At 70.3% G+C, this 17,654-nt stretch carries 27 protein-coding genes; 3 read left to right on the forward strand and 24 right to left on the reverse strand.

All coding sequences use genetic code 11. From position 1 onward, the window contains the following. Positions 1-11: 11 nt before the first annotated feature. The 15 genes from ACQEVJ_RS46155 to ACQEVJ_RS46225 form a co-directional block, all read right to left on the reverse strand. The gene (locus tag ACQEVJ_RS46155; RefSeq protein WP_433112469.1) at positions 12-452 is read right to left on the reverse strand and encodes a hypothetical protein; all 441 of its coding nucleotides are present in this window, start codon (positions 450-452) and stop codon (positions 12-14) included. Continuing rightward, positions 452-760, reverse strand: coding sequence for a hypothetical protein (locus tag ACQEVJ_RS46160; RefSeq protein WP_433112472.1), 309 nt, complete (start codon positions 758-760; stop codon positions 452-454). The genes ACQEVJ_RS46155 and ACQEVJ_RS46160 overlap by 1 nt, the downstream gene beginning before the upstream one ends. Further along, positions 757-1,035 (reverse strand): hypothetical protein, encoded by a 279-nt coding sequence (locus ACQEVJ_RS46165; protein WP_433112475.1) that lies wholly within the window; start codon positions 1,033-1,035, stop codon positions 757-759. Before ACQEVJ_RS46165 ends, ACQEVJ_RS46160 begins: the two co-directional genes overlap by 4 nt. A 34-nt stretch (positions 1,036-1,069) precedes the next feature. Further along, positions 1,070-4,198, reverse strand: a complete 3,129-nt coding sequence (locus ACQEVJ_RS46170; protein ID WP_433112477.1) for a phage tail tape measure protein — start codon at positions 4,196-4,198, stop codon at positions 1,070-1,072. A 13-nt stretch (positions 4,199-4,211) separates the two neighbouring features. Next, positions 4,212-4,361, reverse strand: a complete 150-nt coding sequence (locus ACQEVJ_RS46175; protein WP_433112480.1) for a hypothetical protein — start codon at positions 4,359-4,361, stop codon at positions 4,212-4,214. 65 nt (positions 4,362-4,426) lie between these two features. Continuing rightward, positions 4,427-4,813, reverse strand: a complete 387-nt coding sequence (locus ACQEVJ_RS46180) for a hypothetical protein (protein ID WP_433112483.1) — start codon at positions 4,811-4,813, stop codon at positions 4,427-4,429. Continuing rightward, the gene (locus tag ACQEVJ_RS46185) at positions 4,810-5,289 is read right to left on the reverse strand and encodes a phage tail tube protein (protein WP_433112486.1); all 480 of its coding nucleotides are present in this window, start codon (positions 5,287-5,289) and stop codon (positions 4,810-4,812) included. The genes ACQEVJ_RS46180 and ACQEVJ_RS46185 overlap by 4 nt, the downstream gene beginning before the upstream one ends. Positions 5,290-5,301: 12 nt before the next feature. After that, positions 5,302-5,736, reverse strand: a complete 435-nt coding sequence (locus ACQEVJ_RS46190; RefSeq protein WP_433113449.1) for a minor capsid protein — start codon at positions 5,734-5,736, stop codon at positions 5,302-5,304. Then, on the reverse strand, positions 5,733-6,065 hold the full coding sequence (locus ACQEVJ_RS46195) for a hypothetical protein (protein WP_433113452.1): 333 nt from the start codon (positions 6,063-6,065) through the stop codon (positions 5,733-5,735). Before ACQEVJ_RS46195 ends, ACQEVJ_RS46190 begins: the two co-directional genes overlap by 4 nt. A gap of 29 nt (positions 6,066-6,094) precedes the next feature. Then, the gene (locus tag ACQEVJ_RS46200) at positions 6,095-6,409 is read right to left on the reverse strand and encodes a hypothetical protein (protein ID WP_433113454.1); all 315 of its coding nucleotides are present in this window, start codon (positions 6,407-6,409) and stop codon (positions 6,095-6,097) included. Next, positions 6,409-6,804 (reverse strand): hypothetical protein, encoded by a 396-nt coding sequence (locus ACQEVJ_RS46205; RefSeq protein WP_433113457.1) that lies wholly within the window; start codon positions 6,802-6,804, stop codon positions 6,409-6,411. The genes ACQEVJ_RS46200 and ACQEVJ_RS46205 overlap by 1 nt, the downstream gene beginning before the upstream one ends. Positions 6,805-6,861: 57 nt before the next feature. Then, a complete protein-coding gene (locus tag ACQEVJ_RS46210; RefSeq protein ID WP_433095790.1) occupies positions 6,862-7,074 on the reverse strand; it encodes a hypothetical protein in 213 nt (70 codons plus the stop codon). Beyond that, the gene (locus tag ACQEVJ_RS46215; RefSeq protein ID WP_433095792.1) at positions 7,071-7,310 is read right to left on the reverse strand and encodes a head fiber protein; all 240 of its coding nucleotides are present in this window, start codon (positions 7,308-7,310) and stop codon (positions 7,071-7,073) included. Before ACQEVJ_RS46215 ends, ACQEVJ_RS46210 begins: the two co-directional genes overlap by 4 nt. After that, a complete protein-coding gene (locus ACQEVJ_RS46220; protein ID WP_433095794.1) occupies positions 7,307-8,311 on the reverse strand; it encodes a major capsid protein in 1,005 nt (334 codons plus the stop codon). The genes ACQEVJ_RS46215 and ACQEVJ_RS46220 overlap by 4 nt, the downstream gene beginning before the upstream one ends. Positions 8,312-8,320: 9 nt before the next feature. Beyond that, positions 8,321-9,025, reverse strand: a complete 705-nt coding sequence (locus tag ACQEVJ_RS46225; RefSeq protein ID WP_433095796.1) for a hypothetical protein — start codon at positions 9,023-9,025, stop codon at positions 8,321-8,323. A gap of 173 nt (positions 9,026-9,198) precedes the next feature. Here ACQEVJ_RS46225 and ACQEVJ_RS46230 point away from each other — a divergent pair, with 173 nt between their 5' ends. Continuing rightward, positions 9,199-9,687, forward strand: coding sequence for a DUF732 domain-containing protein (locus tag ACQEVJ_RS46230; RefSeq protein WP_433095798.1), 489 nt, complete (start codon positions 9,199-9,201; stop codon positions 9,685-9,687). On the opposite strand, the gene ACQEVJ_RS46235 is transcribed toward ACQEVJ_RS46230, so the two are convergent. Genes ACQEVJ_RS46235 through ACQEVJ_RS46245 form a run of 3 tightly spaced genes read right to left on the reverse strand, consistent with a single transcriptional unit; the run spans position 9,662 to position 13,626 of the window. Next, entirely contained in the window at positions 9,662-9,892 is a 231-nt protein-coding gene (locus tag ACQEVJ_RS46235) for a hypothetical protein (RefSeq protein WP_433095800.1), read from the reverse strand. The two genes, ACQEVJ_RS46230 and ACQEVJ_RS46235, sit on opposite strands and share 26 nt — an antisense overlap. Beyond that, on the reverse strand, positions 9,889-12,015 hold the full coding sequence (locus ACQEVJ_RS46240; RefSeq protein WP_433095802.1) for a phage minor capsid protein: 2,127 nt from the start codon (positions 12,013-12,015) through the stop codon (positions 9,889-9,891). Before ACQEVJ_RS46240 ends, ACQEVJ_RS46235 begins: the two co-directional genes overlap by 4 nt. A 54-nt stretch (positions 12,016-12,069) precedes the next feature. Further along, positions 12,070-13,626, reverse strand: coding sequence for a hypothetical protein (locus ACQEVJ_RS46245; RefSeq protein WP_433095804.1), 1,557 nt, complete (start codon positions 13,624-13,626; stop codon positions 12,070-12,072). A 101-nt stretch (positions 13,627-13,727) separates the two neighbouring features. On the opposite strand from ACQEVJ_RS46245, the gene ACQEVJ_RS46250 reads away from it, so the two are divergent. After that, on the forward strand, positions 13,728-13,889 hold the full coding sequence (locus ACQEVJ_RS46250) for a hypothetical protein (protein ID WP_433095806.1): 162 nt from the start codon (positions 13,728-13,730) through the stop codon (positions 13,887-13,889). Here the strand turns inward: ACQEVJ_RS46250 and ACQEVJ_RS46255 are convergent. From ACQEVJ_RS46255 to ACQEVJ_RS46275, 5 genes are all read right to left on the reverse strand, one after another. Continuing rightward, positions 13,873-14,073 (reverse strand): hypothetical protein, encoded by a 201-nt coding sequence (locus ACQEVJ_RS46255; protein WP_433095808.1) that lies wholly within the window; start codon positions 14,071-14,073, stop codon positions 13,873-13,875. The genes ACQEVJ_RS46250 and ACQEVJ_RS46255 overlap by 17 nt on opposite strands. Beyond that, positions 14,073-14,321, reverse strand: coding sequence for a hypothetical protein (locus ACQEVJ_RS46260; RefSeq protein WP_433095810.1), 249 nt, complete (start codon positions 14,319-14,321; stop codon positions 14,073-14,075). Before ACQEVJ_RS46260 ends, ACQEVJ_RS46255 begins: the two co-directional genes overlap by 1 nt. 66 nt (positions 14,322-14,387) lie before the next feature. Then, positions 14,388-15,662 (reverse strand): PBSX family phage terminase large subunit, encoded by a 1,275-nt coding sequence (locus ACQEVJ_RS46265; protein WP_433095812.1) that lies wholly within the window; start codon positions 15,660-15,662, stop codon positions 14,388-14,390. Next, positions 15,659-16,072 carry a hypothetical protein gene (locus tag ACQEVJ_RS46270; RefSeq protein WP_433095814.1) on the reverse strand — a complete coding sequence of 138 codons (414 nt, stop codon included), beginning with the start codon at positions 16,070-16,072 and terminating at the stop codon, positions 15,659-15,661. Before ACQEVJ_RS46270 ends, ACQEVJ_RS46265 begins: the two co-directional genes overlap by 4 nt. A 171-nt stretch (positions 16,073-16,243) precedes the next feature. After that, positions 16,244-16,450 (reverse strand): hypothetical protein, encoded by a 207-nt coding sequence (locus ACQEVJ_RS46275; RefSeq protein ID WP_433095816.1) that lies wholly within the window; start codon positions 16,448-16,450, stop codon positions 16,244-16,246. 83 nt (positions 16,451-16,533) lie between these two features. On the opposite strand from ACQEVJ_RS46275, the gene ACQEVJ_RS46280 reads away from it, so the two are divergent. Continuing rightward, entirely contained in the window at positions 16,534-16,743 is a 210-nt protein-coding gene (locus ACQEVJ_RS46280; RefSeq protein WP_433095818.1) for a hypothetical protein, read from the forward strand. A 1-nt stretch (position 16,744) separates the two neighbouring features. Here ACQEVJ_RS46280 and ACQEVJ_RS46285 read toward each other — a convergent pair whose 3' ends face one another. After that, complete coding sequence (locus tag ACQEVJ_RS46285) at positions 16,745-17,653, reverse strand: hypothetical protein (protein WP_433095819.1); 909 nt, start codon at positions 17,651-17,653, stop codon at positions 16,745-16,747. Position 17,654: the final 1 nt, after the last annotated feature.

Consider the following 17,654-nt stretch of genomic DNA (forward strand, 5'->3'; position numbering starts at 1 on the left):
CCTCCGAGGGGTTACGGGACGAGGTTCATCAAGGCGATCCCCGACGAATGCCAGGTGATCAGAAACGTCCCGTCCTGAGTCGATTTCGGAGCACCCCACCACAGGCCGAGCCACAACCGGTTCGACTTCGCCGAGGCGTAGATGATGCCGCCCTCGCTGGTGATGGTGGACAGGTCCAACTGGACGTTGTCGGCGTCGAACGCCATGACCCCGGCCGAGCCCACCAAGGTGGGACTGGCCAGCGTGACACCGCCGGCGGTGTAGCCCGCACCCGACGACTCGCCGGAGGCCCACGGAGCGGTGCCGTACGCGGTGTCGGTGTCGAAGTTCGGGGTCACGCTCGACCCCCACAGGGCGAGCTTCATGCCGGACAGCAGGTTGATCCCGAGCGCCGCGGCCCCCCACTGGCCGACCTGCGTCGCAACGAAATACCCGGACTTGGACCACGCCATCAGGACTCCCCTTCACCTTCGCGACGGCGGCCAGACCGGGCGGCCCGGGCCCGGGGCTCCCGCGCCGGGGGCGCTGCTGGGAGCTCGTTGGCCGCCGCCTCCTGCGCGCCCGCCCGCAACCACCCCCGCAGCTCGTACATCGACTGCTGCGCCTCCTCGTAGGCGGCCAGCGTCTCCGGTGTCGGGTCGGCCTCGTACGCCTCCTGCGCCGCGGTGAGCTTCTCTTGCTCGGCGCCGCACAGCTCCAGGATCTCGGCCTGATCCCGCAGCAGAGCCGCCTCCAGGCGTGCCCGTCCCTCGCCACTCACGGCACGATCACCTGCCCGCTGCCCGTGCCGATGCCGACGACGGCCGGGGCGTGGATGTGCACGTCCTGGTGCTCCCCGCCGCGCTCGTCGGTGCGCTGGGTGGTGACGGCGATCGCGCCGGACTCGGTCCGCTCGGTCACGATCCGGCGGCGCCGCCCGTCCTCGTCGAGCGGCTCCCGCGTCCGCGGCACGCTGCGGTCACCGCGGATCTGGATGCCCTTCCGGCGCAACCACGCGCCGTAGGTGATCCCCAGCGAGGGATCGAAACTGGACATGCTGAAACCACCTTCCGTGGTCGGGGGACGAAGGTCAGCCGCGGGCGCGGTACTTGAATGCGAACTCGGCGCCGATCCGGCCGACGTCGGCCTGCTCCCGGATGACCGCGTTCGGCATGTTGACGACCACACCGCCGGGGCCGGCCCCGTACACCTGGCCGTGGCCCTGGCCGTACTCCGCGCCGTACGCCGGCGCCGAGCTCGGCCCGGCCATGGCGCCGGGCACCAGGCCGGGAACGCGGGACGCGGTCGCGGCGGCCTTACCGACGACTCCGGCGACGGCGGACACGGTCGCCTGCTGCTGGCCGAGGACGCCCTGGATGTAGCCGAGCATCGTGTTGTCGCCGATCGACATGAACACACGCGAGGGGGACTTGACGCCGAGTTGCTTCTTGGCGGCGTCAACGACGGCCTTGGCGATCTTGGCCATCATGGACTCGACTTCCGTGAGTTTCCCCTGCAGGCCCTTGAGGAAGCCGTCGCCCGCCTTCTTGCCCACGTCATACAGGGCGTCCGCCGAGGTCTTGCCCATCTGCTTGGACACCTTGTTGATCTGGCCCTGCGCCTTGTTGATCGCCTTGAGTTCGGCCCCGTCAGCGCCGACCAGCATCTCCGCCAGCGACAGACCCTTCTCAGGTCCGGCGTTGATGATCTGGGACAAGGTCGTCTTGTTCAGCCCGCGCTCGGCCAAGACCTTGATGTCGTTCGCGAACTTCTTGATCTGGGTCAGCTTCTCGTTGAGCCCGCTGATCATGTCCTGCGCGCCGTCGCCCTTTTCGAGCCCCAGGTCGGCCACGCTCGCGAAGTCCACCATTTGCTTGGCGATGTCGTTCGCGTACTTCTTGGCGTCGGCGATGCGCTTGATGATCTCCTCGCGCTTGTCCGCCAAGTCGTGCAGGTGGTCGTTGTTGCGCTTGATCCAGTCGACCAGGGGATCGGGCGCGTTCTTGATATCGACCGCGAACGCGTCCTTCATGAGCTTCGCGAATGCTTTGGCGGTCATCTGGGCGCGGGGCTGCTGCTGCAGCATGCCCTGGACGAATCCGGTGACGGTGTCGCCGCCGATGGCCATGAACACCCGGCTTGGGCTGTGGGAGTCGAGGGCCTGCTTCACCCAGTCGGGGACCATTCCGCCGAAGAAGGACGTCACCTTCCCCTTGATCCAGCCGCCCATGGATTGCAGGCCGTTCCAGAATCCGGTGACGATGTCCTTGCCGGTCTTTACTAGCCAGGCCTTCGCGTTTTTCACCGCGCCGAGGACGTCATCCTTCAGGCCCGAGAAATACTTTCCGGCGAGGGACAGTTTCTCGGAAATTCCATCGGTGAATTTGCCTAGCGCGCCGAGGGTCATCGAATTCAGGGTGTCCCACAGGCCGGAGCCGATTGAGAGAATTCCGCTCTTGAATTTCTCCCAGTCGCCGGTCAGCAGCCCGACCGCGGTGTCCCAGATGCCCTTGACCAGTTTCCAGCCGCCGGAGAACTGGCTGGTGACCCCGTCGATCAGCATGCCCGCGCCGTCGAGGATCTGCGATCCCCACTGGTCCCAGAACGCGCGGACGTCGGTGAGGATCCCCTTGACGTCCTCGGCCGCCCCGCCGATCTTCCCCGACCACTCGTCGATCTTGCCCTTGTGGTCCTCGATCCACTGGCCGATGGAGCCGAACACCTCGGAGAACAGGCCCTTGACCTCTTCTAGGGCGGGGCCGACCTTCTCGCCCAGCCCGGCAAGGTCGAACTTGTTGGCGAACTCCTCCACCTTCGGCAGGACGGTCCCGCCGAGGAAGTCCACGAGGTTCTGCTGCAAGCCCCTCTTGAAGGACTCCAGCTTGTTCGCCGCGGTGTCGTGCAGCTGGTCGCCGGCCGACTTGGCCGCCCCGCCGACCTTGCCGATCTCCTGGCCCGCCTTGGACAGGTCGAGCTTGTCGATGGACTTGGCCATGTCCTCGGCCTTGGTGCCGAACAAGGCGACGGCGAGCTGGTAGCGCTCGGTGGGGTCCTTGACCTCGCGCAGCCTCTGCAGGATGGTGCCGAAGGCGTCGTGCGCCTTCTTGCCGCCCGCGCTGAAGGCGTCGGCCATGGTGTGAGCGTTGAGTCCGAGCTTCTGCAGGGCGGGGACCGCGTTGGTGTCCATGCCGCGGACCCGGATGTTGATCTCCTTCAACGCGTCGGCCACGGTATCGCTGTCCCTCGCGCCCGCCTTGAGGCCCTGCGACATCAGGCCGAGGGCTTCCTTGGCGTTCAGGCCGAGGTCGCGGAACTGGGTGCCGTACTCGTTGAAGGTGTCGAGGAGGTCCTCGGACTTGTTGACGCCGTTTTGGGCGCCCTTGACCAGGATGTCGAACGCTTCCTTCGCCGACTTGGCGAGGCCGGTGCGGAGCATCTGAGACACGGCCCGGGTGACGCCGCCGACGTCCTCATCCATGACCGTGGCGGTGTCCATGGCCCTTTCCGCCATGGTCTTGAGGGTGTTCTCGGACGCGCCCCGCATCCCGTCGATGTGCTGCACCACCGCGCGGATCGCGTCGGTGACCTCGCTCAGGTTCTCGCCGTAGCCGGCGGCGTATGCCTTCCCGGCGGCGCCGCCGAGCCGCTTCATCTCCGGCTCGGTCGCGCCGACCTGAGCGAAGAGCTTGGCCTTGGCCTCTTGGGCGTCCATGGCGCCTTCGAGGCCCTTCATCAGCAGGGCGCCGATCGCCGCGCCGGCCGCTGCCCAGCCCAAGCCCTTGAGCGTGGACATGAAGCCGTCGCCGATGCCGGACAACTTGGCCTTACCGCCGTCGCCTACGCCGTCGGTGAAGCCGCGCGAGGCGTCCTCGCCGCCCTTGCGGGCTTTGTCGTCGAGCCCGTCGTACGCGTCGTCGATCGCCTTATCGAGCTCGTCGGCGAACCGGTCTGCCTCGTCGAGCATGGACTTGAGCCCGTCGTCGAGGGCGCGCTCCAGCTTGTCGAGATCCTTGATGGCCGCAGCAGGGTCGAGCCCGTCAGTGATGTCGGCCTCGATCTGCGAGAGGGCCCGGGAGACGGTGCCCTCGATCGACGACATGCTGCTGCTCGTTGAGGACTGCAGCCGGTCAAGGCCTCGCCCGGCGTTCTGCAGCCCGCCGGCGAACCCCTTGTCTTCGAGGTCGATGTAGCCGACCAGCTCGCCGAGTGACAGCGCCACGAGGCCACCTCCCTCACAGGGTGCCGATGAACGACTGCGCCGCCTCGCCGGACAGCTCAACGGGCTGGGAGGAGACGACCCGTCGCCACATGGACTCCGGGGACAGGCCGATCAGGAGGACGGAGAACCGCCTCCAGCTCATCCCGGCCCGCAGCGCGGGCATGAGGTCGAGGCCGTACTCCCGCTGGAAGTCGGCCTCGATCAGCGCCCAGTAGCGGACGATTTGGCCTATGCCCCCGTCGCCGGGGGCTGGGCTTCCCCCTCGCCGTCCCCGCCGTCGTCCTTGGCGAGGTCGTACGCCTTCATGCACCAGTCGACGACGTCCTTGAGGCTGGTGATGCCGATGCCGTCGGCCAAGATCTGGTCGTACCCGGCCGGGGTGAGCAGGCCCTTGAGGATCTGCTCGATGAAGGTCAGGCCATCCTCGCCGGATCGGGCCGCCCGCTTCTGGCGGGCGAGGAGGATGAGCACGCTGGCCGGGACGTCCGGCGGCATCGTGTAGACCTTGCCCTTGATCTTGGCGTACTTGGGCCGGTGCTCGGCCCAAGCCGCGTCGAAGTCCTGGTCGAGGTCGCCGTCGAACTCGTCGGCGTCGACCCACGTCGGCTCGGTCACACGCCGCCCCCGCCACCGGTTGCGACCGCCGCGGTGGTCGTCTTACCCGACTTGGTGATCGTGGCGGACCAGCTCGACTTGTCGTTGGTCGCGCCGCCCTGCTCACCGAGGCTGAACGTGCACGGCCAGATGCGCCACTGCGTGTCCATCGGGTGACGGAACCTCACACGGCCGAGGGAGTCGTAGCCCAGCTTGTCCTCGCCGCACATCTCCTCGACGCGGGCCCGGCCGGGCGGCAGCGCACCGGTCGAGTCGTCCTTCATGAGCAGGCCCTCCAACGCGAGGCTGGCGCCACGCTGCATGACCTCCTGCTCGTACGACCCTTCCGAGTCGTTGTCCGTGACGTCGGCGGTCTCTTCGTTTTCGCCGGGGTTGACGGTGATGTTCTGCAGGTTCTCGACCCGCAACCAGGTGTCGGCGGTGTCGTCCTCGACCTCGACGATCATGTCTCTCGCGTTGATTCGCCTCTTTGCCATGGTCAGCGCCTCCTACGCGCGTTGGGGTGTCTCGTGATCGATGTCGAAGCGGGCGTTGACGACGTACTCGTGCCGCCCGTTCTGATCGGTGCCGATGTAGGCCGGCCCGCCGCCGCCGCAGATGGCCAGCTGTAGCCAGGTGCCGTCGGGGGTGAGCTCTCGCATGCCCAGGCCGTGCAGGGCGTCGTACACGGCCTGCGCGTCGGCCTCCGCCTCGCGGGAGTCGGCCGCGCTGCCCCGGCATCGAATCTGGATGCTGGGCTGATCCCACGGGTTGAGGGAGTCGGACTCGGCCCCGCCGTACCGGGCGACCGCCATGCACCGATCCGGCGCCGTGGGCAGCCGCGTGGTGAAGATGGTTCCGCCGGCCGCCCCGTCCGCCTGGTAGGTGCCGAGGCCGAGCTCGGCGAGCAGCGCGGCGACCTCCTCGAGGAGGGTCAGGGTCATCGCAGGCTCCGGCGGACCTCGGCGGCCACGATGTCGAGCATCGTGCCCCGCTCCTCGTTCATGGGGTCTTCGAGGTACTTCGCCTTGCGGCCCTCGTCGTGTTTCCAGGTCAGCTCTTCGTGCTGCCGCACGGCGTACGGGCCGTCATAGCTCACCGCGGCGCGCAGCTGCCCCTCGTCCACGCTGGCCACGCCGGACCGTTCGAGGGTGCCCTCCTCGATGGGCACCTGCTCGCGGGACACCTCCAAGAGGTGCTCGGCGGCCTTCTTCAGCCCGAGCACGGCGCCCTTCCGCTGCGCTTTCGCGATGGCGCCGACGTTCAGTTTCAAGCTGGCACGCTGCGGCACGGCGTCACCTCCTATGCGAGGTTCACTTCGAGGTGGTCCGGCACGGGCAGGCCGCCGCCGTCGCGCCGTGAGCTGGCCAGCACCGTGGTGGTGCGGTCGTTCACGGTGACCCTGCTGCCGACCGGGCACACGGTGGCCAGCGGCATGAACACCGTGGTGCTGGAGACGACCTCCGCCCCCTCGTTGTCGCGGACGAGGCTGCGTTTCTCGTCGACGAAGCACCGCACCTCGACCGGATCCCCGAACGCGGGCCCGAAAGGTCCCTCGCCGGTCAGCGGCTCGACCGAGACGGTGTGCACGAGGAGGAACGCGGGGATGGCGCCCATCACCAGCTCCTCAGCGGTGTGCCGAGAAGGCCGGCCTCCTCGAGGGCGAGGCGCGCCTGCGGGGCCAGGTCCTCGGCTGCCGGTCGGTCGCCGCCAGAGCCTCCGCTCTTGCGGCCGCCGAGCGTCACGGAGCCGATCGACACGTTGTCGTACTGGGGGGTCGCCCCCGTGCCGGTTTCCCCGCCCTCAGACCACGCGGCGACCTGCTCGCAGGTGGCCTCGCGCAGCGCGTCGATGACCTTCTGGTCGGTCGGCTGGCCGTCGTCGTCGACGTCGTACACCGCGGTGCGGATCGCCCGGGCGATGACGCGTGAGGCGCGGACGAGCCGCAGCTCGGCGTCATCGGGGACCGGGTCGAGGTAGTCGATCAGGTCATCGGCGGTGGCGTACGCCATGGCGACCTCCCCTCGGGTGCGCGGGCGGGCGGACCTCCGACGCCCACCCGCGCACGCTCACTGGCCCGGGCTGGGCTTGCGGGCGGCGGCCGGCTTGTCGGTCTTCGCCTCCTGCTGGCCGCCGGACTCCTCGATCTTGTAGTCGTGCCGCTCGAAGTACGCCCGCGACGTCTCCGGCAGGTCGTCGACGCTGGCCCGGCCCTTCACGAAGGAGACGCCGGCGACCTCGCCGGTGTAGTCCTCGTTCGGCGCGGTGATGTTGACGCTCACGTGATGACTCCTCTTGTCCGTAGGGCCGCGAGCAGGGTGTTGAAGTCGGCCACCAGCTCGTCCACGTCGGTGGCGGTGGAGTCGGCGACCGTTTCCGCGGCGCCGGCCATCAGGCGGTCGCCGCTGCTGAGGTCGGCGAGGACGTCGTCGAGCGGCTGCGGCCCGTCGTCGGTGGCGACGGTGATGGCGGGGGCGGCCGCGACGTTGCGCACCTCACCGTCGGGTGTGTCGTTCACTGGACCTTGATGTTGCGGAGGACGGCCGCCGCCTTCGTCGACTTGAGCGCGACGGCGACGGGGCCGAGCTCGACCTCGCCGGTCTTGACCGCGCCCGCGCTGTTGAAGTCCGGCAGCCACTGGCGCACCAGCTGGCCGCCGACGGTGGACACGCCGTGGAACCCGTCGAGGCCGACCCTGAAGGCGTACAGGTCGGTCAGGCCCGTGGTGGACGAGCCGCCGACGGTCCTCGTGCTGATCGGGATGATCGGGTTGTTGGACCCGGCCTTGTTGCCGGGGTCGGCGAAGATGATTCCGCCGTAGGTCTCCCGCTCGATCGGGCGGCCGCCGGCGCCGATCAGCCCGTCGATCGGGTCGCGGGTGTACATCCCGGAGCGGCGGGCGATCGCACGGACCTTGGCCAGGGCCTTGGTGTTGCCGAGGATGACGGTCGGGGTGCCGTCCATGATCGACAGGAACTCGTCGAGGACGTCGAGCGCCGCGAAGGCGGTGTCGTTGCCGCTGGCGATGGACGTCCAGTCGGTCGTCTTGGCGGCGTTGAACTCGGTGGAGCTGCCCGTGAGGGCCTTGTCCAGGCCGTCGAAGGCGTTCGCGTCGCTCGCGGTGTCACCGTTGATCACGGTGTCCTGGAACAGCGTCTGCGCCGCCTTGATCTTCTGCGTCATGTTCAGCGACACGGTGCCGGACGCGGCCGGGCCGATCTGCGCGATCACGCGGTCCACCTGGAACGACCCACCGAGGACGGCCAGGTCCACGGTGTAGCGCTGGGTGGTGACGTTCTGCGGCGTGTACTCGGTGTTGAGCTGGCGGAACGCGGCGGTCGGCTGGGTGACCAGGCGCCGGTACCCGTAGGTGAGGGTGGCGCCGCCCCCGGCCGGGTTGACGGCGTCATCGAAGATCAGCGCGTCGAGGACGGCGCTGCCCTTGCGGAACTCGTCGATGACGGCCACGTCGATGTCGTCGACGGCGTTGTTCTTGGCCTCGGCCAGGGACACAGCCATGGCGGTTTCCTACCTTCCGAGTCGGGCCGCGATGGCGGCCTCCAGAGAGTTGGGTCTGGGCGGTGGAGGTGTGGTGCCCATGGGCGCCCCGGAGGCCGGCGGAGGTGCCGGGGTCGGGGCTGCGGACTGCTGGGCGGCCATCCACGGGTTCGCCTGCAAGATCTCGTTGATCTTCGCGGCGAGCTGCGTGTTGAAGTCCGGCGCGGCCGGGTCGAGCTCGGCGGCCGCGGCCTGGAACGGCAGCGACTGCAGCAGCGCGTGCCCGTTCACGCCGAGCGTGGGCGCGGCCGCGAACGCGTGCTGTGCGACCACCGCGGTGCGCGCGGCGACCCGCCGGTTGGCGTTCTCCTGTCGGAGGTCGGCGATCTCCTTCTGCGCCCACTGGGGGAGGCGGGAGACGTCCCGGGTGCCGTCGTCGGCCGGTGGTGCGGCCTGCGCGGGCGGCTGGGGGATCGGGGGGACCGGGGGCGGCGGTGTCCAGGACGGAGGTGCGGGCGCCTGGCTCGCGGGATCGGTGGACTGCGGCGCGGCCGTGGGAGCGGGCGTGGTCGCGGGCGCCTGGCCCTGCGGTGCCTGCTGCTGGCTCGGGTCGGACGCCGGCGCGGCGGGCGCCGGTGCGCCTTCGCCGGATCCGCCTGCCATGAGGCGGATGGGGCCTCGGCTGGTGTAGCCGATGATCGCCCCGGGCGTCGTCGACGGGATGAACAGGGACATGCGGACCCTCCAGGGGACTCGCGGGGGTGGTCGCTCGGCGCCTGGCCGAGCTGGGGTGGTGCTGGGGCTCGCACCAGGCGAGCCCATTTCGGTGATGCAGGACGCCACATTTCGGGCGTCCCTCCGGACGGAACCGGACGATTTGGAACGGTGCGCGGCGTAGTGTCCGGCGCATGCCTCCGACTCAGCAGCCGCAGCAGTGGCCACCGCAGCAGCCGTACGCCGCCCCGCCGCCTCAGCAGTGGGGGCCGCCACCCGTGCCGCCGCGGCCGCCGGCGAAGAAGACCAGCCCGCTGACGGTGGTGATCGTCGTCGCGGCCGTGCTCGTCCTGGCCGTCATCGCCACCGTGGCGAAGGTGGCCACCGAGGACGCGCCGGCGCCGAAGGCGAGCGCGACGGCGGCCGCGGTGCCCTCACCGGACGCTGAGCAGCGCGCCGCCTACCTGGCCGCGCTCGAGCGGATCGATCCGGGCCTGGTGGCCAACGAGGACCGCGCGATCCGCCGAGCGTCACGGGTGTGCGAGCGGATCCACAACCCGGCCGGCGGCATGAGCTTGGAGCGGTACACGGTCGAGGAGTTGTCCGGCGGGAACGCGTCGATCACCACGGCGCAGGCCCGTCAGGTCATCAAGGCCGTCAAGGCGTGGTGCCCAGCTCCATGACCTGCTCGGCGAGGCGGTGGAACTCGTCCTCGGCCTCGACGGGCGGGTTCACGTCGAGGTAGTGCTGCTGATAGTCCGAGCCTTCCTTGCGACCCTCCGGGCGGAATGCCGCCTGGTCGAGGTGCCTGCGTTCCCAGTCGGTGTGCAGGTCGGCGAGCTCGGCCAGGCGGGCGATCCGCTCGGCCGAGGGCCTCGTCGGTTTCACCGGAGCCATTTCACTCCCTGCCAGTCCGAGCCCAGCATGTACGCCTTGCCGAGCCAGCTGGTCGCGCCGTCGGTGCGGCCGACTTGGCTCATCTCGTACGGCGTGGGGTACCGCTCGCTGCCGAACGGTTCCTCCCTCGCCCTGCGCAGGATATCCCGGGCGGCCGCCGCGGCAGGGTCGTTACGGTGCTCGTCGAGGAACTCCTCGAAGCCCTCGAACATCGCCTCGGCCGTCTCCTCGTCCGCCCAGTCGAAGCCGTGCCGGGCCCAGGTGTAGCCGCCGACGTCGATGTCGGCGTGCACCTGGATCCGCTCGACGCCGGACTGGCGATACCAGCGTTCGAGGTAGGCGTTGAACTCGCTGGCGAAGCCCTGGCCCCTGACGCTCTTGTGGAGGGTCAGGAGCGAGTGCTCGACCCACAGGGTGCCGGTCTCGCCGTCGCGGAAGAACACCCGCTCGACGGCGCCCACCTCGCGGCCGGCGGCGTCCTTGATGGCGGAGGAGATGATGACCGAGTCGTCGCCGAGCCGCCGCAGCATCCCCATGCCTTCGGGCTCGACGCGTAGACCGGCGTGCTCAGTGCGGAAGACCTTGTAGAACGCCTCTTGTACCCGGGCCCGCTCCTCGGCCGACACGTTGCGGGTGTCGGTGGGGATGAGGTCGCCGATGCGCGGCCGGTTGGCCTCGCGCCGGGCCCGCTCCTCTGCCGCCTTGCGGGCGCGGGCGACTGCGGCCTCGGCGTCGCGTCGCGCCTTGGCTGCCGCCTCCTCGGCTTCGCGTCGGGCTCGCGCTGCGTCCTCGGCCGCGCGCTGCTGCGCGGCCAGGTCGTCAAGCGAGGCCTGCCCAGACGCGGCGCGCGGCCGCGCCGGGGGCTGCTCCGGCACGGACGCGGCCGCGGACCGGGGGGCTGGCCCGCCGTCGAGGGTGGGCTGCACCGGGGGCTGCAGGTCGCCGACGGGTCCGCCGGGCGGGCCGCCGGCCTTCGGCAGGTTGCCGGCGCCGATCTGCTCGCGATACCTGAGCCGCTTGAGCTTGGGGTTCTCGGCCAGGTGGGCGCGTAGCTTGGCCTGCGCCGCCCTGACCTTCCGGTTGGCTTCCTTCTTCGCCTCGGGGGTGAGCGCGCCCTCGGCTTGTTCTTTCGCGGCGCGGATCTCCCGCTCGAGGGCGCGTTGCTTCTGCCTCGCCTTGTCGCCCTCCGGGTCCTCCGTGTTCGTCGGAATCTTCGTGATCCCGGCCTGGTAGGCGGACACGCTGTGCCTGCAGTTGGGGTGCTGGAACCCGGCGGCCCGGGCCTCGTCGAGCGTGGCCACGACGTCGACTTCGACCATGACGCCGTCGCGGGTGGCGTGCTCCACCTGCACCTTGCCGACCTGGCCGCCGAGGGACAGGATCTTGCCCTCGTACGGCCGGCACTTCGAGCACTCCTGCGGAGCGTTGGACACGATGACCAGGTCCATGCCGATGCTCTGCAGCCGGTCGGTCTGCCCCTGGACGGCGGCGCGCTGGATGTTGGTGCGGCCGAGCATCTCCACATAGGAGGAGAGCCGCCAGACGCGGCCGGCCCGGTCCGTGAAGTTGACGATCCCGCGGTCGATCAGCCGCTGCCACGCGGCTTGTGACGCCTCACGCCTGGTGTACGCACCGGACGCGATGCGGGCGGCCGTGCCCGCCTGCACCGCGCGGTACGCGTCCACAGGAGCCCGCAAGATGTTGCCGTCCACCCGGCCGAGGTCGCGGTGCAGCGCCGCGGCGATGTTCTCGATCACCGCGGCGTTGGGCAGCTGCTCGGCGATCGCCTGCCGGGACGCCTGGCCGATGCCGGAGCGGGGGAACCACCTCTCGGGGAGGTCGGCCAGCGCGGCGCCCTGGCCGTGGCGGTAGGCGTCGGCGACGGCCTGTCGGATCACCTTCGCCCGGGTCGCCTGCAGGGCGGCGAGGATCGTCTGCGCCGAGCGGCGCAGCGCCTGGACGGCGTCGAGCTTCGCCTCCTGGAACGGCGACGGCAGCGGCGGATCCTGCCGGAGGCGCTGGGCGACGGATTTGACGAGCGCGGTCTCGACCTCGCGGTAGAGGTCGGCGATGGTGCTGGTGATCTGGTCGACGAGGTCCTGGTCGACGGCCACGACGACCCCCTCGAACTATAAAGCGAGAGTTTATAGTTGGCCCCTGACCAGGCATTACTCCCCGGGCGGGCCGTCCTGCCCGTCGGCCGGCGGCGCGTTCGGATCCTCAGCCGGATCCGGGCGCAGCGCGAACGGGTCGGGGACCGGCTGCGGCCGCTGATCGGCGATCCGCGCCACCTCGGCCATGATTTCCGTCTCGTCCCAGTCCTGGTGCAGCAGGCGGACGAGCGTCTCGTCCGAGGCGGCCTCGGCCTGCCGCATGAGGTTCGCGGTCTGGGCGAGCTGCATGAGGTCCGGCGAGACACTGTCGCCGAACACGATGGTCGGCCGCTCCGGCACGATCTTCGACCCGAACAGCTTGTTGTCGAGCTGCAGCAGCGTCTCGACGGAGCTGGCCAGCTCGGGCGCCGTGTACAAGGCTTTCTTTCCGCGGGTGACGAGGCTGCGGCGTTCTTTCGCGGCGACCTCGGTCGCGGTGATCGCCACGTCGCCGCTCAGCCCGAAGGACTGCGCCGAGTAGCCGGTCGCGCGGAGGATGGCGGAGAGGAGCTCGGCTTGGGTGTCGCGGTGCTCTTGCACGCGGATCGCGAACTGCGTGGCCGTGATGTTGATGCCCTCGCCCGGCAGCGCGCTGTCGATCGCCTCGTACACCTCGCGGTCGAGGCTGAACGCCCCGCCCTGGCCCGGGCCGAGGTTCTGCACGTACTCCTTCGGGACGACCAGCCGGCCCTTGCCGATACGAATGTCGCGCATCCATGACGACCAGGTCTCGTCGACGGCGTCCATGAGGCCGAGCACGGCGCCGGTGAAGTCGGACCGGCCGAGCGGCGCGCCGGCGGGCACCCTGCGCCAGTCCCGGTTGGGCCTCATGTTCGGGATGTAGTTCGCCGTCGCCTGCTTGAGGCCGGTCTCGATCGCGGGCTGCAGTCGCTCGGTCTCCGGGTGCGCGGTGAGTGGCAGTTGGTCGCCGAGCTCGCCCGGGTTGCCCCGGTACAAGCCGTTGTAGATCCACCCGGGTTCGTGGCGTTCGAGGTGCAGCAGGCACTTGCCCTTGTCGTCCTGCTCGATGATCCGCCAGAACGTGACGGCCCACAGTCGGCCCCACCGCCACTCGGGCACGGCGGCGTCGGCGTGCACCGTGCCGAGCCAGGGCCGTTCGGCGATGTCGCGGTCCCACACGGTCCGCAGGTAGTAGCCGCCGAGTGCCGCGCCGACCTCCGCGCCCTCCAACAGGGTGGCTTGGAGGCCTTCCTCGACGAGCTCCTCGATCCGCTTCTGCGTCTCGGGGTTCTCGACGGTCATGGTCGGAGGCTCGGAGAAGAGCAGGTCCGACGACATGGTGGCGAGGTCGCTCGCGATCGGCACGTGCAGCTTCGTGCGGCGCTCACCCTCGGGGGTGGGCTGCCCCCACCAGAACCGGGCGGCCGCGCCGAGCAGGCCGCCGCGGTACTGCGAGGGCCGGTTCGCGGGGCGGGTCTTGTCGGCCTGGCTGCGGTAGATCGTGGTGAGCTGGTCGGCGTCGCCGCGATACCAGGCGTCGAGGACCTCGTATTGGGCGTAGATGTCGGCGAGCGGTTTGGGCGGCCAGTTGCCGCCGCTGGGCAGCGGCATCAGTCCTCCTACCTGCGACGATGCGGACTACTAACATTTCGGCGAGCCATTCCCGGACAATTGAAGGGTCCAGTAATTCGAGCCGAGAAAGGCTTCCGGAAATGCTCAAGTTCGAAATTCTGTGGAGGTCGCCCCGCCGACGGGAGACGGTCGAGGCGGAGCGTGTGGTGCCTGAGCGCGGGTTCCACGTCTTCTACGTCGGCAACGACGTCGTGAAGAGCGTCCGCAGCGCCCTGGTCGAGGGCGTCACGCGTCTGCCGTAGCGCTCCCGCTGTTCTCCGGCTCGCTGTCGCCGGCGGTGTCCTCGACGGCGGCGGCGAGCTGGTGGAACAGCTCGGCGACGAGGGGGCGGGCGTTCGCGCGCAGGCTCTCGATGTCGACGGCGGCGAGGCTGTGCATCGGGCCGTCACCGACCTGGCCGTAGATCGTGAGGATCGCCTTAGCCATCAGAGCGGGTTGCCGTCCTCGTCGATCTCGTCGGCGTGCGCGATCAGCCACAACGGCGAGTAAGACCCCGTCTCGTACAGGTGCGGCGATTCCCCGAGCGCGTAGAACGCGCCGGACTGGCCGTGCCAGCCGACCTGACGGAGATCGAGCCGCCACCTACGTCCATCGGGCGAGGTGTTGATAACGGTCTTGGTCTCCCCAGGCTCAGACTGGCGCCGGTACGGGCGACGGTCCTCGGGCTTGGGCATGAAGGTCTCCCGGAAGGGGTCGAGGGTTGGGCACGAGAAGCCGACTTCCCGCAAGCTACTGACGAGTCAGGCGGCGGTGAGCTCGGGTTCGGCGAGCTGTCCGTGCCAGATCGCCCGGGTGGTGCGGATGCCGTACCTGAGGGCGTCGGCGCCGTGGTCGTTGACCTTGATCGGCTTGTCCTCGCCTTTCTCGGCCGAGGCGGGATCCCACGCGTACGAGGGGATCTCGGCGATCAGCTCGGGGCACTGGTCGGACACGAGGAGCCGGCCGGTGGCGAACAGTGAGGCGACGTCGCGGATGCCGTCGACGACCTCGTTGTCGGCGAGCACGGACGACCAGCCGTCGCGGTGCAGCTGCACGCGGAAGCTCGCGGCCGAGGGGTCGATGACGGTGTACGCGGGCCGGATGCCGAGGCCTTCGGCCCACGCGCGGACCTGCGCGGAGTACTCGGCGTCTGTGAGCGATCGGCGCTGTTTCTTGGAGTCCCAGCGCCACTCGTGCGCCACGTACAGCCGCCTGTCCACGCCGAGGCCGATCAGCAGGGCGTGGAACGGGTTCGTGGTGCCGTAGTCCATGCTCATGACGATCCACCGGGTGATGCCGGGCAGCTCGTCGACGACGTGCCGCGCGGGATCCCACGATTCGTAGATCACGCCTTCGGCGAGGACCCACTCGCCGAGGATCAGCCGGCGGTGCCAGAGTCCGGTGAACTCGGCGGACACCGCGGCGACGTACTCGGCGGTGAGGTTGGGGTTGTCGGCCAGCTGGAACGAGAAGCGGTGGAGGTTGAGCCGGTCGTCGCCGTGGTGGCGGTGGAGCTGGCCGTCGCGGTCGAGGTGGAGCGCGGCCCGGTCGAGGTAGTTCTTCTTGAGCCAGTGCTGTGGGCCGTCGGGGTTCGTGGTGGCAAACAGCTGCGCGCCCGGGATGGAGAGCCGGGTGAGCAGCATGACCCAGAACGACTCGGGCATCGTCGAGGCCTCGTCGACGTACGCCCCGACCAGGCTGAGACCTCGGATCTTGTCTGAGCTGCCCTCGTTGTAGGCGCCGGCGATGTACACCTTGCGGCCGAGGAGGTGGAGCTCTCCGGCGCCGGCGGCCAGGCGGCACCGCTGCTTGCCGAGCATCTCGATCAGGGGGTCGATGATGTTCCGCTTGAGGGTGCGCTCGGTCTTGCCGACCATGAGCAGCGGCCCGGGCGGCGCGGTGCGGACGAACTTGAGCCACCGCATGAGGCTGCTGATCGTCTTCGACGAGCGGACCGAGCCGTCCCAGATGTTCAGGCGCGCGGTGGACAGCTCGAACGAGGCGCGCTGCTTGCCGACGAGCGGGTTGATGATCACTGCCCTGTGATCCCTCTCAACCAGGCGTCGACGGCGGCCAGGCCTTCGGGGTCGCGGTCCATGTCGACGAGGGCGCGGTGCTTGTCGACGAGGATGCCGTAGGAGACGGCGGCGTCGCGGGCGGAGGCCTCGGGGAGCGCGGCGAGCGCGCGGCGGAGCGCGGCCCGGGCGGCGGCGAGTGACTCGGCGGCCAGGGTGGCGCGTTCGCTGGCGGCGTCGGCTTGGGCGGCCTCGGTCGCGCGTTTCGTGGCTGACCGGTCAAAGGCGTGGGTCAGCCCGGCGGCTCTGGCGATGTTGGTGACGGTGCCGGCGCTGACGCCGTGCTCGCGGGCGATGACGTTGCGGGCGTGGCCGGCCTTGATGTCGTCGAGGATGGCGGCGCGCTTGTCGGGGTCGAGGGGGCGCGGCACATGCTCACCCCCTGGACATGACGAAGCCCCGCGCGGTGGCGGGGCTCTGACCTGCGGGCATAGGTGTCTCCGCAGGGTTTCAGCGTGACAGGTTCGGATGATCTTCGCAAATGTGCTGGTCAGGGGCGGTTTCGGGGACTGCGGGCGGCCCGCGCGGGGGCGGGCCGGTGGTCAGCGGCGGGGGTCGGTGACGCCGTTGTTCTCGATGGCGAACTCGACGGCGTCGGTGGTGAGCTCCTTGGCGTCCCAGAGGTCGATGACGAGGTCGTTCATGCCGTCCTGGCGGGCCATCTCCCAGAGGTGCTCGATGAGGTCGTAGGCGCGGGCGGGGTTGTCGATGGCGTTGACGATCTGGGCGGTGAGCTGCTCGCGGGTCATGGTGTCCTCCCTGGTCTCGGTGGCTAGCCACCACGCTAGCACGCCCATCGACAGGTGGCAAGCCACCGTGGGAGGATGGGCCCATGCCCAACGTGCACCGCCTCCCCGCGAAGGCCTTCCGCCCCCAGCCCGACGAGCACGCGCAGGCGATGGCCCTGCTCAGGGAGCGCGGCCTGACCATGGACGCGCTGCTGCAGGCCTGCCAGCGCGCCCTCATCGCCGACCCTGACGGCGCGCTCGCCGCCCTCGCCCCGCACTGGCCGGGCAAGGGCGACGAGGACGCGGCCGAGTAGGTCACCGCCGCGCCCGGATGGTCCGGCAGGACCCGTGCGCGCACTCGGCGCACGCGGGCCCGGCCGGGATGGGCAGCACGCCGGCCGCCAGGTCGAGCACGTCGCCGACGCGGTACAGCGGCCGCCCGCGCGCGTCGCGGCCGCGGGCGAGCAGGCACCCGCGGTGTGCCCACTGCCGGATCCGCTCGGGCGTGACGGGCCTGCCGAGGTTGGTCACGGCCCGGGCGATCTCCGTCGCGGTCCCCAGGACGGCCTCAGCCTCGCCGAGGAGCCACTGGCGGCGCTGGTGCACCCGGTAGGTCGCCCCGCACGCCCTGCAGGTCACCTGAGCCGCGCCGGGGGGCGCGTACAGGTCGGCGCCGCAGGGCGCGCCGTGGTGTTCGCCGGCGCACGGGCCGACGTACACGTGGTCGCCGGGCGGCCAGACGACGGCCTCGGCGTTGACGATCGCCGCGGTGAGCTCATCGACGGCGTCGGGGCCTTCGGGCATGTGCCGGAGGGTCTCGGCGCGGCTGGCGAGCCAGCCGGCCATGGCGGGCAGCGTGTCGGCCGGTGGGTTGCGCGCCGTGATGAGCCTGCAGGAGCCGTGCAGACACCCGGTGCGGCAGGTCGGGCCGATCGGGCGCAGGTCGCCCTCCAGGACGCGCACCCACCCGACGAGCGTGCTGCGCAGCACGTACAGCGCCTCAGAGGCGGCGTAGCCGTACGGCAAGGGCTGCTCGGCGCCGCCGCGGCCGCCGCCCCCGCCGAGCTTGGCCTGTCGGGCGAGCGCGGTGTCGAGCTCGTCAGCGAGGCCTCCGCCGGTGAGGCGGACGAGGTGCTCGTGCAGGCCGGAGGCGCAGCCGGGGCAGACGTAGGCGTTGTCGGGGACGGGGCGGCCGCAGCAGCCGCAGCGGACGAGGACGGCCATG

It is taken from the genome of Microbispora sp. CA-102843, assembly GCF_050936215.1.
GTDB lineage: Bacteria > Actinomycetota > Actinomycetes > Streptosporangiales > Streptosporangiaceae > Microbispora.